The organism is Nocardiopsis sp. CNR-923, assembly GCF_001942255.1.
Taxonomy (GTDB): Bacteria; Actinomycetota; Actinomycetes; order Streptosporangiales; family Streptosporangiaceae; genus Nocardiopsis.
Genome location: NZ_MKKC01000094.1, coordinates 24,770 through 38,125, shown reverse-complemented (window position 1 = coordinate 38,125; position 13,356 = coordinate 24,770). Strand labels below are relative to the sequence as shown.

Here is a 13,356-nt window from a genome sequence, read left to right as displayed (position 1 = left end):
TGAGATCGCCTCGTGCCATGACTATTGCTCTATCAAAGCCGGGCCCGGCCCGCAGGCGATCTCCCGAACTCGTGATCCAAACTCCAGACAGGACCTAGTGGACGACGTCGAGGATCTGCTTCTGGACGCCGTTCGAGTACACCTCGTGCTCGACGATCCTCAGCTTCTGTGCGGCCTTGTCGGTCTCGCTGAACAGCCGCTTGCCCGCGCCGAGCAGAACCGGGAACACCAGCAGGTGGTAGCGGTCGACCAGTCCGGCGTCGGCGAGGGCCCTGCCCAGGGTGGCGCTGCCGTGGACGGCGATCGGGCCGCCCTCGGTCTTCTTCAGGTCCGCGACAGCGTCGATCGACCCCAGGATCGTGGCGGGCCAGCGCTGGTCCTCCTCGGTCAGCGTCGTGGAGACCACGTACCGGGGCATGGCGTTGTATCCGGCGAACTCCTCCGTCATCGTCGGCCAGACCGGCGCGAACGCCTCGTAGCTGCGACGGCCCATGAGCACCGCCGTGGCCTCCTCCTGCTCGCGAATCTTGATCTCGTAGGCCGCCGGGTCCATCTCGACGCTCTTGAACGTCCAACCGGAGTTGCGGTACCCGGACTCGCCGCCGGGGGCCTCCATCACTCCGTCGACGGACACGAACGCGGTGACGATCAGAGGGCGCATTTTCGATCTCCTCAGTTGCTTCAGTGTGCTGCCTTCACCCATTGGTCGAACGGGGCCGCCCACGATCGACACCCCCACGAAGAATCTTCGAAGCCGATCGAAGGCGGTGCGCCCGCCGCACCGCGCCTCACCGCCCAGGGGTCCCGTCGCCGCCGGCGGGGAGGCCGGGACCCACGGCCCGGACGGGGCGGCGCCGCCCCGTCCGGTCGGCGGTTCAGCGGGGGGAGTCCGGATTCCAGTCCCGAGCCAGGAGCCCGAGCACCACCTCGTCCATGAACCCGCCCAGGACCCAGGCCGAGGAGCGCAGCACGCCCTCGCGCACGAAGCCGTTGCGTTCGGCCGAGCGCAGCATCGCGGCGTTGTCCGACAGCGTCTCGATCTGCAGCCGCTGCAGGCCGCGCACGACGAAACCGTAGTGGCACAGCACCGCGACCACGTCGGTGCCATAGCCTCTGCCCCTCGCGCAGGGCCGCAGCCCCAGGCCGATGTGCGCGGACCGGTTGTGGCTGTCGATGCCCCACAGCACCGCGGCGCCGACGAGTGTGCCGCCGTCCAGCTCCACCACGGAGAACGGGACGTTGCTCTGATCCGTGTCGTCCACCGTGAGCGGCGAGTCCTTCGAACCGGGAGTGATCGGCCGCCACGGCCCACTCTGGGACCGCGAGTGGGTGACCGCGTCGTCGTAGAGTTCGGTCCGCAGGATCGGGATGTCGTCATCGTGCCGGGCCCTGAGCCCGACCTCGCCGCCTCGTAGCATGGGTGTTACCTATCCGACCGGGCCGGCCGACGGCAAACGGGTTTCGGTCCGGATCTCAGGGTGAGGGCTCGGGGGCCCGCCTCCTGGGCCCGGCGGCAGCCGGTCGGCTCATCGGGACCGTCCAGCCTCGGCCGCCGTGGCAAGGACGAGGCGAGTGCCGACGCCGTCGACGGACCGATCGGATGCCCCCGCCCCGCGGCGGTGGCGGGCCTGGTGATCGCGGCCGTCGGGCTGATCGGCGTGCTCGTGCCGCTGATGACACCGACCCGCCACCACCTGGGCTCGCACGAACCCAGTCCCTGCCGCCCCGTGGTCCCGTCGCTGCTCCACCCGAGCGATCCGCTGTTCGACAACGAACGGCTCACCTCCTGGACGACGGATCAGTGCGCCGTCGCCCGTCGGGAACGGCTCACCTCGGTGTGGGTCGTGGCCGCGCCGACCGTTGCCGCCGGGACGCTCGGCTTGGGCGGCCCGCTGGTCCGTCGGCGGTGATCGTCCGCGGGGCGGACCGTCCCTCGGCTCACGCGCTCCCCTCGGACGCCAGGGACAGCGTCCAGAACTCGGCGTAGCGGCCACCGCGTTCCACCAGCTCGTCGTGGGTCCCCTCCTCCACGATCCGTCCGCCGTCCAGGAAGACCACGCGATCGGCGCGTCGGACGGCCCGCATCCGGTGCGCCACCGTCACCACCGTCCGGCCCGCCATGAGGCGCTCGACACCGTCGTGGACGGCCGCCTCGTTCACCGGGTCCAACGCGGAGGTCACCTCGTCCAGGAGTACGATCGGCGCGTCCTTCAACAGCGCCCGCGCGATCGAGAGGCGCTGGCGCTCGCCTCCCGACAACAGCGCGCCGCCCTCGCCCACCGTGGCCTCCCACCCGCCGGGCAGGCGCTCGACGACCTCGTCCAGCCGGGCCGCGGTCGCCGCCGCCCGCACCTCGTTCTCGCCGGCGTCGGGGCGGCCCAGACGCACGTTCTCCTCGATCGTGCCGTCGAACAGGTATACGTCCTGGAAGACGATGGCGATCCGCTCCGTCAACTCCTGCGTGCCGATCTCGCGCACGTCCACGCCTCCGACGCGCACCGAGCCCGCGGCCACGTCGTGAAACCGCGCGACCAGTTGGAGCAGTGTGCTCTTGCCCGCCCCCGACGGTCCGACCACGGCGAGCCGCCGACCCTCCGGCACGGACAACGACACCCCGTCGATCACCGTGCGGTCGCCGTGCCGGAAGACGACGGAGCCGAACTCCAGGTCATGGCCGCTCGGTTGGACCGGTGAGTCGGTCTCGGGCAGCGGCTCGGCCCGCAGGACCCCGTCGAGCCGCTCCAACTCCGAGCGTGCGACACGGAGCTGCCCGCCCACGTCCGACAGCGACAGCAGCGGATCCGTGCAGCGGGCGGCCAGCACGAGGATCGCCAGGACCTCCGCCGCGCCGGCGTTCCCGCCGAGCGCGAGGTAGGCGCCCAGCACCAGCAGGACGGTGAACACCGCCTGCACCGTGAGCGCCAGACCGAGGACGCCGGGCAGCACGGACAGCGTGGAACGGCGGGACGATCGCTGGAGTTCGCGCAGCGCGTCGTCCAGCGACCCCAGGCGTTCGGCGGTCCGGCCGCCGACGCGCAGCACCGGCTGGGCCCGGAGGTATTCGATGACGCGCGCGGTGGACTCGTGGTCGCGTTCGGCGCGGTCCTCGTCGGCGGCGGCCAGCGAGCGTCCCGTCCGGACCTGGATCGCCGCCACGACCGGGGCGGCCGCCAGCGCGGCCGACCCCAGGCGCCAGTCGTAGGCGAGCATCACGACGACGATCGTCAGGGGAGTGACGGAGGCGGAGACCAGCGGTGACAGCAGGTGCGCGATCACGCCCATCGCCCGCAGGACGCCGCGGCTCGCCAGGACGGACACCTCACCGATCCGGCCCGCGCCGTACCAGCCGACGGGCAGCCGGGCCAGATGCCCGCCGAGCCGGTGGTACATGCCGTGCAACAGCGCGGCCCCGGCGCGGAAGCCCGACACGTCGCTGACGTAGCGCAGCACCGCGTGGAGCGCGACCGCGGCCCCGAACGCGACCAACCAGGGCAGGGCGTCCCCGGGCGTGCTCCCGAACAGGGCCCGCAGGACGGGGACCAGCAGTGCGTACGACAACCCCTCGACGACGGCGGTCGCCGTCATCAGGGCCACGGTACGGCGCACCGGCCCAGCGAACTCGCGTCCCAGCACGCGCAGCAGCAGTCGGATCATCGGGGCTCGTCTCCTCGGGGTACCTGGGTCCGGACGGCGGTCGCGGACCGGTGGGACCGCCAGAACTCGGCGAACCTCCCGTTCCCCGCCAGCAGCGCGGCGGGCTCTCCGCGATCGACGATCGACCCGTTCTCCAGCATCACGACGGTGTCGGCGTCGGCGACCGTCTCCGGGCGGTGGGCGATGACCAGGATCGTGCGCTCGGCCCGCGACGCTGTCAGCGCCCGACGCACCGCCTGTTCGGTCCGCGGGTCGGCGAAGGCGGTCGCCTCGTCGAGCACGAGGACCGGGGTGTCGGCCAGCAGCGCGCGTGCGATCGAGATCCGCTGCGCCTCGCCGCCCGACAGCTCCGACTCCTCGCCGATCACCGTGGCGTATCCGCGCGGCAGTTCGAGGATCCGGTCGTGGATGCGCGCCAGGCGGGCGGCGCGGACCACGGCCTCGGGGTCGGCGTGCGGCACCGCCAACGCGATGTTGTCCGCGACCGACGCGCGCAGCAGGCGCACGTCCTGGAAGACGAAGGAGACGGTTCGGTGGAGGTCGCGGGCGTCGATCTCGCGCAGGTCGACGCCGCCCAGGATGACCGACCCGTGCGTGGGGTCGAAGAACCTCGGCAGCAGCTGGACCAGCGTGGACTTGCCGCCGCCCGACGGGCCGACGACCGCGGTCACCGTCCCCGGTTCGAGCACCAGGTCGATCCCGCGCAGTACCTCGCGATCGGTGTCGTAACCGAAACGGACGCCGCGCAGCTCCAGCCGGTGCCCCCGAGGCGCGACCGGGCGGGCCGGCTCCGGCAGCGGAGGCACGTCGAGCACGTCCCTGATCCGGCCGATCGCGCGCCGGGCGGCCTGCAGGTCGTCGAACCCGTGGCCGAGCGCGGCCACCGGTGCGGTCAACCCCAGGCCGAGCAACAGGAAGGGCAGCAGGTCGACCGGGGCCATGCCGCCGCCGGTGATCAGGGCCGCGCCTCCGGTCAGCACGACCAGTAGCACGAAGGGCGGTGACACCGCCACCTGCATCCCCGCCGCGACCCCGGACAGCCCGCGCACCATCCGCTGGAACGAGCCGACGAAGTCGTCCACGGCCGCCAGGAACGCGCGGTGGGCGCTACCGGAGCCGCTGAAGGCCTTGACCACCGCGATGCCCTGGACGAACTCGACGACCGAATTCGAGATCCGCCCCATCGCGGCGTCGGACTCCTCCTGTTCGCGCAGCCGCGTCGGAGTCATCATCAACGGGACCAGCGCGAACGCCAGCGCCATCGGTGCCAGCGTGATCAACGTGAGCCGCCAGTCGACGGTGAACAGGTAGACCAGCGACACCAGCGGGACGACGAACGCGGAGACCAGTTCGCCGGGGGTGTGCGCGATGACGGGGTGTACGGCGCTGACGTCCTCGCCCACCACCGTGGCCAGCTCCCCGGTCCGGCGCCGGGAGAGCCAGCCGATCGCGCCCGCCCCAGCCGCTCGGCCAGGTGCCGGCGCAACGACAGCTGCACCCGGCCGTCGAGGACGTGCCCGATCCCCGACGACGCGGCCGTGAACAGCAGCCGCAGCGCCAATCCGACCGCGCCCGCGGTCACGGCGAACCAGACGTGGCCGTGGTCGGGCGGGCCGGGCGCCACAAGGGCGCGGCCCAGCTCGACGACCGCCAGCAGCGGCGCCAGGCCCGCGACGGCGCCCAGGACCTGGAACAGGACCACGCCGACGAAGCTTCGCAGGTGGGGGCGGAGCAGCCGGGCCGCGCCCCGGGCCACCGGCTCGTCGGCGTCCGATGGCGGCGTGGACCCTTCCCCCGCACCGGCTAGGTCGGTGGCGGTCATCGTCGTTCCCCCTCCGTCAGTCTCCTCGTGACCGGACACGGTCGCCTCACCCGGCCAGGCCACGTCGCAGGGCGTCGCCGAGTTCGGCGATCTGCCGCTGGGACACGTCGGCCGACAGAATCGCCTGTGACCCGTGGAAGGTCCCGGACCACTGGCGCAGGTCGACCGACACGCCCGCCTGGAGCAGGCGCAGCGCGTAGGCGACGTCCTCGTCGCGGTTGGGGCACAGTTCCGCGGCGGCGACGTAGGCGGGCGGCAGGCCGGACAGGTCGGTGGCCCGCGCGGGAGCGGCGTACGCCGTGGCGGGCGCGGAGCCCAGGTAGTGCTGCCAGGCCGCGGCGACGTGGTCGCGGGTCGACCAGGGTGTGTCGGTGAAGTGCCGCTGCGACCAGGTCTCCTGGCGGTCGTCGAGCGAGGGCTCGTTGAGCAGTTGGAAGCGGATCGGCGGCCCCTGCTGGTCACGTGCCCGCAGCGCCACCGCGGCCGCGAGGTTCGCGCCGGCGCTGTGCCCGCCGACCGCGACACGTCCCGGGTCCACGCCGAGCTCGGCCGCGTGGTCGGCCGTCCAGGTCAGCACGGCGTAGACGTCGTCCAGGGCGGCCGGAAACCGGTGTTCGGGGGAGAGGCGGTAGTCCACGGAGACTACGACCGCTCCGGACAGGTCGGCGACCCGCGCGGCCCACGCGTGCTCGGTGTCCAGGTCGCCGACGACCCAGGCGCCGCCGTGCAGCCAGATGACGGCGCCGTGGGCCCGGCGCGGGCGGTAGATCCGCACCGCCACGTCCGGGTCGGCGGGCACGGTGCGGTCCTCGATCTCCATGTCCGCCGGGTCCGGCGCCGGTCGTTCGGCGGCCAACGCGGTGAAGGCCTCGCGCGCGGCGACGGGGTCGGTCAGGTTGAGACGGGGGAGGAGCGGGACGAACGCTTCCAGTTCGGGGTCCATGCCGACCATCCTCACGGTGGCCGTCCAGCGAGGTCATCCGACGTTCGTCGGTCATTTCGCCCGGATCACGCGCCGATCGGCGGCCTCGCCCCGCCCCGGCGGGCTCTATCCTCCTGCCATGGAGGCACTGGCCGCACGGTTGTCGCACCTGGACTCGCACGTGCAGGGCGCGATCCGCGTCGTCGCGTTCTACGACACGCTGATGCGCAGACGGGCGGATCTGTCGGCACTCGCCCGCGCCTCGGCGGGTTTGGCCGAATGCGTGGCCGGGATTCGGTTGCACGGCACGGGACAGGAGTTCCGCTTCTCGCCCGACGGAGGGCGGGTGTCGCCTCCGCCGTCCTCCGCGTCCTCCACGTCGGCGGTCACCCTCGACGAGGAGGACATCGGCACGGTGTGGCTGGAACGCCCCGGCCCGCCCAACACCCTCGACGACGTGCTGCTGGACCGGCTCGCCATTGCCGTCGCGGCGGCCGTCGAGCGGTACGGCCCGGCCCACACCACCATGGCCGACCCCGCCCTCGTGGAACTGGTCGTCAGCTCCGCCAGCGACGAGGCGGCCCGAGCGCGGGCGCTTCGGCTCCTGGGCTTCGCCGCCGGCCCGCCGGTCCGTGTCGTCGCGGTACGGTCGCACCTGCCGCTGGACCGGGTCGCGCCCTGCTCTGTCCCGGGCGCCCGGTCAAGGCGGCGCCACTCGCCGACGTCGGCGTCGTCCTGGCCCCCACCATCGATCCGACCGGGCTTCCGGCGGAGGTGCGCGCGGGCATCGGCGCGGCCGAGATCCCCCACCAGGCATGGCGGGAGGCGCGCACCGCCCTGCGCTTCACCACGGCGCGCACTCCTGTCGCCCGCTTCGAGGATCTGGGGGCGCTGGCCCTGCTCGCCCATGTCCCCCCGGACGCCGTGCGGGACAACGCCGACGTGGCCGCGATCGCCCGCGTGGCCGACGGCCCCGAGGGCGTCGAGACCCTGGACGCCTACTGCGCCACCGGTTCGCTGCGCCGGGCCGCCGACCTGCTCCACCTGCACCACAGCAGCGTGGCCCGCCGACTGGAGCAGATCGGCGTGACTATGGGCATCGACCTCACCGAGCCCGCCGGACTGGCGCGGGCCCGACTCGCCCTCACCGCGTGGCGGTTGCTCGACGGCTGACCGGCCCGCCCGCGCCCGCGGCGGACCACGCGGGTCGGAGGCGTCCGTGATCGGCGGGCCCGCGCCATCGGGGGCCTGGCGAGGCTCCGCCGGGTCACGCTCTCCCGGGTTCCCGTCCGATCAGGCTCTCGGCGGTCGACCACGACCCGCGCCTGTCCCCGGCCTGACCCCGGCGGTCGGGACGCCGCACGCCTCGCGCTCCGGCCGGTCATGGTGGCCCAGGCACCCACCGGGCGGCGTGCGCCCCATCGCTGATCGCTGAGGGCGAACACCACATCGGGAAGATAACCAGACTCCTTTTTATTGAGCTTATTTGACTCAACTAGGAGGATTCATGAGCGAGACTCCCGCCGACGTGACCTTCCCGGTGCTTCCCCTCGACGACGACGTCGTCCTGCCGGGCATGGTCGTCCCCGTCGACATGACCGAACCCGAAGTGCGCGCGGCCGTCGACGCGGCGCAGGCCGTCGCGCGGTCGGGCGGCCACCGTGGCTCCGCGAAGGGCCCCGAGGTCCTGATCGTGCCGCGCGTGGACGGCTCCTACGCCGCCGTGGGAACCGTCGGCGTCGTCGAACAGGTCGGGCGCACCCGTGAGGGAACCCCGGCCGCCGTGCTGCGCGGCACGGCCCGCGCGCGGGTCGGCAGCGGCACGACCGGTCCCGGCGCGGCCCTGTGGGTGCTGGCCACCGTGCACACCGAGCAGGAAGGCGACTACCCGGGCAAGGTCCAGGAGGCGGCCCGCGAGTACAAGTCGCTGCTCACCAGCTACCTGCACAAGCGAGGCGCCTGGCAGGTCCTGGACGGCGTGCAGCAGATCTCCGACCCCAGCCGCCTCGCCGACCGGGGCGGCTACTCGCCGTTCCTGACCGCCGAGCGCAAGCTCGAACTGCTGCAGACCTACGACGTCCTCGACCGCCTGCACCTGCTCACCGAGTGGACCCGTGAGTACCTCGCGGAGCTGGACGTCACCGAGAGCATCGACCGCGACGTCCAGGAGGGCGTGGACAGGCAGCAGCGCGAGTTCCTGCTGCGGCGGCAGCTGGAGGCCATCCGCAAGGAGCTCAACGAGCTCGACGGACGCCCCGGGAGCGAGGAGGACGACTACCGGGCGCGGGTGGAGGAGGCCGACCTGCCCGAGCACGTGCGCAAGGCCGCGCTCGACGAGGTCGACAAGCTGGAGCGGGCGGGCGACTCCTCGCCCGAGTCCGGCTGGATCCGCACCTGGCTGGACACCGTCCTGGACATGCCGTGGAACGAGCGGACCGAGGACGCCTACGACATCGCCGGGGCCCGCGCGGTCCTGGACGCCGACCACACCGGCCTGACGGACGTCAAGGACCGGATCACCGAGTACCTGGCCGTGCGCAGGCGCCGCGCCGACCGGGGGCTGGGCGTCATCGGCGGGCGCCGCAGCGGCGCCGTGCTCGCCCTGGTCGGGCCGCCGGGGGTCGGAAAGACCTCGTTGGGCCAGTCCGTCGCGCGTGCCATGGGCCGCCGGTTCACCCGGGTGGCGCTTGGCGGCGTGCGGGACGAGGCCGAGATCCGCGGCCACCGCCGCACCTACGTGGGCGCCCTCCCCGGGCGGATCGTCCGGGCGGTCAAGGAGTCCGGGTCGATGAACCCGGTGGTGCTCCTGGACGAGATCGACAAGGTCGGCTCCGACTTCCGCGGCGACCCCACCGCGGCGCTGCTGGAGGTGCTGGACCCGGCGCAGAACCACACGTTCCGCGACCACTACCTGGAGGTCGACCTCGACCTGTCGGACGTGGTGTTCCTGGCGACCGCCAACGCCCTGGACACGATCCCCGGCCCGCTGCTGGACCGGATGGAGCTGGTGGAGCTGGACGGCTACACCGAGGACGAGAAGGTCGCGATCGCCCGCGACCACCTGCTGCGCAGGCAGGTCGAGCGGGCCGGACTGGTCTCGGCGGACGGCGAGCCGGAGGTGGAGGTCAGCGAGGACGCGCTGCGGTCGCTGGCCGCGGAGTACACGCGCGAGGCGGGCGTGCGCGGCCTGGAACGGACCATCGCCCGCATCCTGCGCAAGGTCGCCTCGGCGGCGGCCCTGGGGGAGGGGGACACACCGGTTCGGGTGGACGCCGGTGACCTGCGCGGTTACCTCGGGCGGCCGAGGCACACGCCAGAGTCGGCGAGCCGGACCTCGGTGCCGGGTGTGGCCACCGGCCTGGCGGTCACCGGAGCCGGGGGAGACGTGCTGTTCGTGGAGGCGTCGCTGGCCGACCCCGAGTCCGGGGCGGGCGGGTTGACGCTGACCGGCCAGCTCGGCGACGTCATGAGCGAGTCGGCGCAGATCGCCCTGTCCTACCTGCGGGCCAGGGGCGCGGAACTGGAGCTGCCGGTGGGCGACCTCAAGGAGCGCGGCGTCCACCTGCACGTCCCGGCGGGCGCCGTCCCCAAGGACGGGCCGAGCGCGGGCATCACCATGACCACGGCACTGGCCTCCCTGCTGTCCGGGCGGCCCGCCCGCGCCGACGTCGCGATGACCGGCGAGGTCTCGCTGACCGGCCGGGTGCTGCCGATCGGCGGCGTCAAGCAGAAGCTGCTGGCGGCGCACCGGGCGGGGATCACCACCGTTCTGATCCCCGAGCGCAACGAGCCCGACCTGGACGACGTTCCGAAGGAGGTGCTGCGGCGGCTGACCGTGCACGCGGTCAGCGACGTGCGCCAGGTGCTGGAGATGGCGCTGGAGCCCGCCCGCCCCTCCACCGCCATCGACGGACGGTCCGGATCCGACCCTCGCGCCACCGCGGCCTGATCCGGTGCGACCCCGCCGCCCCATGAGCCTGCGGTCCGAGCTCACGGGGCGGCGCCCGCTTCCGGTCCTTGTGGCGCGCCGTCGTTCCACGTCCGGACGCGCTGAGCGGGCGGGCGGCACCCGCGGCCCTGGAGACCAGCACGCAGGTTGATCGGGAAGCGAGTACTGCGACGGGTGGCAGGTGGGGATATTGGCGGTGACGGGTAAACGAGGTGCGTCCGATCCTGTAGAGGCGATGTGTCATGCCGCAGTTCCCTCCACGCGTCCTGTGGACCCGCAATGACGGGAGTCCCCGGTACCGGGTGAGCGTGCGCAGCGTCGCCGGGCAGATGTTCGTCCTCCAGGTGCTGGTCGTGGTGGTGCTGGTCGCCATGGGGGCGGCGGCCCTGGTGCTCCAGAGCCGGTACGACAGCGAGCAGGGCGCGAGCGCCCGGTCGCTGGCCGTCGCCGAGACCTTCGCGCATGCGCCCGGGATGGTGCGGGCTCTGGCGTCCGCCGATCCGTCGGCGGTGCTGCAGCCGCTCGCCGAGGAGGCGCGGGAGGGGGCGGACGTCGACTTCATCGTGGTGATGACGCCTGAGGGCACCCGCTACACCCACCCCAACCCGGATCGCATCGGGGAGACCTTCATCGGCACCATCGCGCCCGCCGCCGCCGGGGGGATCGTCACCGAGACCTACACCGGCACCCTCGGCCCCTCCGTGCGGGCCGTGGTCCCCGTCACCGCGGAGGACGGCGAGGTTGTGGGCCTGGTGGCCGCCGGCGTGACACTGGAGAGGATCGGTGCGACCGCCGGACAGCAGTTGCCACTCCTGATCGGCGGCGCGGTGGCGGCGCTCGTCCTGGCGACGGCGGGTGCGGCACTGATCGGCCGCCGGCTGCGGCACCAGACGCACGGGTTGGGGCCGACCGAGATGACCAGGATGTACGAGCACAACGACGCGGTCCTGCACTCCGTCAAGGAAGGCGTCCTGATCACCGACGGCGACGGTCGCCTGATGCTCTCCAACGACGAGGCGGACCGGTTGCTCGGACTGCCCGCGGACGCCATCGGCCGACGCGTCGACGATCTCCGCCTTCCCGTGTCCATCACCGCGCTGCTGGAGTCCGGGCGCGTCGCCACCGACGAGGTGCACCCCGCCGGGGACCTCCTGTTGGCCGTCAACCAGCGGACCACGCGGCTGCGGGGAGCGCCGGGCGGCACTGTCATGACGCTTCGGGACACCACGGAGCTGCGCGTGCTGTCCGACCGGGCCGAACTGGCCAGGAAACGCCTCACGCTGCTGTACGACGCCGGAGCGGGCATCGGCACCACACTCGACGTGGCGCGGACGGCCGATGAGCTGGCCCGGGTGGCCGTCCCCCGGATCGCCGACTTCATCGCCGTCGACCTGGCCGATCCCGTGCTGCGCGGCGAGGAACCGGGGCCCGACCGTACCGTGGTGCGTCGGATCGCTCTTCGCGGAGTCCGGGACGACCCGCCGCTCTACGCGGTGGGAGAGCTGATCGAGTTCGTGCCGTCCAGTCCGCAGGCGAGGGGCGTCGGCAGCGAGAAACCGGTGCTGGTGCCCGACCTGGCGGACGCCCCCGCGTGGCGGGCCCAGGACCCCGGGCGCGCCGCCAGGGTCGTCGAGTACGGGATCCACTCGCTCATCGCTGTCCCGCTGCGCGCCCGGGGAACCGTGCTCGGAACGGTCACCTTCCTCCGCTCGGAGAAGCCCGACCCCTTCGACGACGACGACCTGTCGCTCGCCGCGGAGTTGGCGGCCCGCGCGGCGATCTGCATCGACAACGCCCGCCGCTACACCCGCGAGCACACCATGGCGGTGACGCTGCAACGCAGCCTGCTCCCGCGGGAACTGCCCGATCAGAACGCCTTCGAGGTCGCCCACCGCTACCTGCCCGCGCACGCCGGAGGGGCGGGCGGGGACTGGTTCGACGTCATCCCGCTGTCCGGCGCGCGCGTGGCGCTGGTCGTCGGCGACGTCGTCGGGCACGGGATGCACGCCGCCGCCACCATGGGCCGCCTGCGCACCGCCGTCCACAACTTCGCGAGTCTGGACCTCCCGCCGGACGAACTCCTGGCGCGGCTCGACGAGCTGGTCATCCGCATCGACCTGGAGGAGTCCGCCGGGCCCGGCGGAGGCTCCGAGCGCTCCGGCGCCGACGGCCTGGTCGGGGCCACCTGTCTGTACGCCGTCTACGACCCGACCTCCGGGCGCTGCGTCCTGGCGCGTGCCGGCCACCCCCTGCCCGCGCTGGTCGACCCCGACGGCGCCGTGACCTTCCCCGAGTTGCCCGCGGGGCCGCCCCTGGGCCTGGGCGGCCTGCCCTTCGAAGCCGATGAGCTGCTGCTGCCTGAGGGCAGCCAACTGGTCCTGTACACCGATGGACTACTGGAGGACCGCGACCGGGACATCGGCTCCGGGCTCGACCGGCTGCGCCAGACGCTGGCGGCCGCACACGGCCGGACCCCGGACGAGACGTGTCGGGACGTGTTCGGCGCGCTGCTGACCGACCGGCCGGAGGACGATGTCGCGCTGCTCGTCGCGCGCACCCGCAGGCTGCCCCCGGACCGGATCGCCGAATGGGACGTGCCCGTCGATCCCGCGGCCGTCGCCCCCGTCCGTGCCGCCGTCACCCGGCAGCTGACCGCTTGGGACTTGGACGACAGTGTGTTCGTCACCGAGCTGATCCTCAGCGAGCTGGTCACCAACGCCATCCGCTACGGCCGCGGCCCGATCCGGGTCCGACTGATCTACGACCGCTCCCTGATCTGCGAGGTCTCCGACGCCGCGAGCACCGCCCCGCACCTGCGGTACGCGGCCAGCATGGACGAGGGCGGCCGCGGCCTGTTCCTCGTCGCCCAGCTCGCCGAACGCTGGGGCACCCGGTACACCGCCGAAGGCAAGGTCATCTGGGCCGAACAGTCGCCGAACGGCCGACTGGACGCGTTCGTCGTCCCCGACGACCCGGCCCTGTTCTGAGTGCGGCTCGGGCCGAAGGGCC

10 protein-coding genes are annotated in these 13,356 nt (G+C 73.1%); 4 read left to right on the top strand and 6 right to left on the bottom strand.

Annotated features, from left to right (window positions below; translation table 11 throughout):
- Window positions 1–94: 94 nt before the first annotated feature.
- Together BJF83_RS16350 and BJF83_RS16345 are read right to left on the bottom strand one after the other, a co-directional pair.
- Window positions 95–661 (bottom strand): dihydrofolate reductase family protein, encoded by a 567-nt coding sequence (locus BJF83_RS16350; protein WP_075926964.1) that lies wholly within the window; start codon window positions 659–661, stop codon window positions 95–97.
- A gap of 214 nt (window positions 662–875) precedes the next feature.
- Entirely contained in the window at window positions 876–1,418 is a 543-nt protein-coding gene (locus BJF83_RS16345; protein WP_075926963.1) for a GNAT family N-acetyltransferase, read from the bottom strand.
- Window positions 1,419–1,619: 201 nt separating this feature from the next.
- Here BJF83_RS16345 and BJF83_RS16340 point away from each other — a divergent pair, with 201 nt between their 5' ends.
- A complete protein-coding gene (locus BJF83_RS16340; RefSeq protein ID WP_158070382.1) occupies window positions 1,620–1,910 on the top strand; it encodes a hypothetical protein in 291 nt (96 codons plus the stop codon).
- A 28-nt stretch (window positions 1,911–1,938) separates the two neighbouring features.
- Here the strand turns inward: BJF83_RS16340 and BJF83_RS16335 are convergent, their stop codons facing one another.
- The 4 genes from BJF83_RS16335 to BJF83_RS29380 all read right to left on the bottom strand — a co-directional run bounded on the left by BJF83_RS16335 (window position 1,939) and on the right by BJF83_RS29380 (window position 6,806).
- On the bottom strand, window positions 1,939–3,654 hold the full coding sequence (locus BJF83_RS16335) for an ABC transporter ATP-binding protein (protein WP_075926961.1): 1,716 nt from the start codon (window positions 3,652–3,654) through the stop codon (window positions 1,939–1,941).
- On the bottom strand, window positions 3,651–5,060 hold the full coding sequence (locus BJF83_RS16330; protein ID WP_262391608.1) for an ABC transporter ATP-binding protein: 1,410 nt from the start codon (window positions 5,058–5,060) through the stop codon (window positions 3,651–3,653). The genes BJF83_RS16335 and BJF83_RS16330 overlap by 4 nt, the downstream gene beginning before the upstream one ends.
- A 462-nt stretch (window positions 5,061–5,522) precedes the next feature.
- Window positions 5,523–6,419: an alpha/beta hydrolase gene (locus BJF83_RS16325; protein WP_075926971.1), complete on the bottom strand. Its 897-nt coding sequence runs from the start codon at window positions 6,417–6,419 to the stop codon at window positions 5,523–5,525.
- 189 nt (window positions 6,420–6,608) lie between these two features.
- Window positions 6,609–6,806 (bottom strand): hypothetical protein, encoded by a 198-nt coding sequence (locus BJF83_RS29380; protein ID WP_262391607.1) that lies wholly within the window; start codon window positions 6,804–6,806, stop codon window positions 6,609–6,611.
- A 366-nt stretch (window positions 6,807–7,172) separates the two neighbouring features.
- On the opposite strand from BJF83_RS29380, the gene BJF83_RS29375 reads away from it, so the two are divergent.
- The 3 genes from BJF83_RS29375 to BJF83_RS16310 all read left to right on the top strand — a co-directional run bounded on the left by BJF83_RS29375 (window position 7,173) and on the right by BJF83_RS16310 (window position 13,334).
- The gene (locus BJF83_RS29375; protein ID WP_262391606.1) at window positions 7,173–7,571 is read left to right on the top strand and encodes a helix-turn-helix domain-containing protein; all 399 of its coding nucleotides are present in this window, start codon (window positions 7,173–7,175) and stop codon (window positions 7,569–7,571) included.
- A gap of 334 nt (window positions 7,572–7,905) precedes the next feature.
- A complete protein-coding gene (gene lon, locus BJF83_RS16315) occupies window positions 7,906–10,347 on the top strand; it encodes an endopeptidase La (RefSeq protein ID WP_075926960.1) in 2,442 nt (813 codons plus the stop codon).
- A gap of 242 nt (window positions 10,348–10,589) precedes the next feature.
- A complete protein-coding gene (locus BJF83_RS16310) occupies window positions 10,590–13,334 on the top strand; it encodes a SpoIIE family protein phosphatase (RefSeq protein WP_262391605.1) in 2,745 nt (914 codons plus the stop codon).
- The last annotated feature ends 22 nt before the right edge of the window (window positions 13,335–13,356 follow it).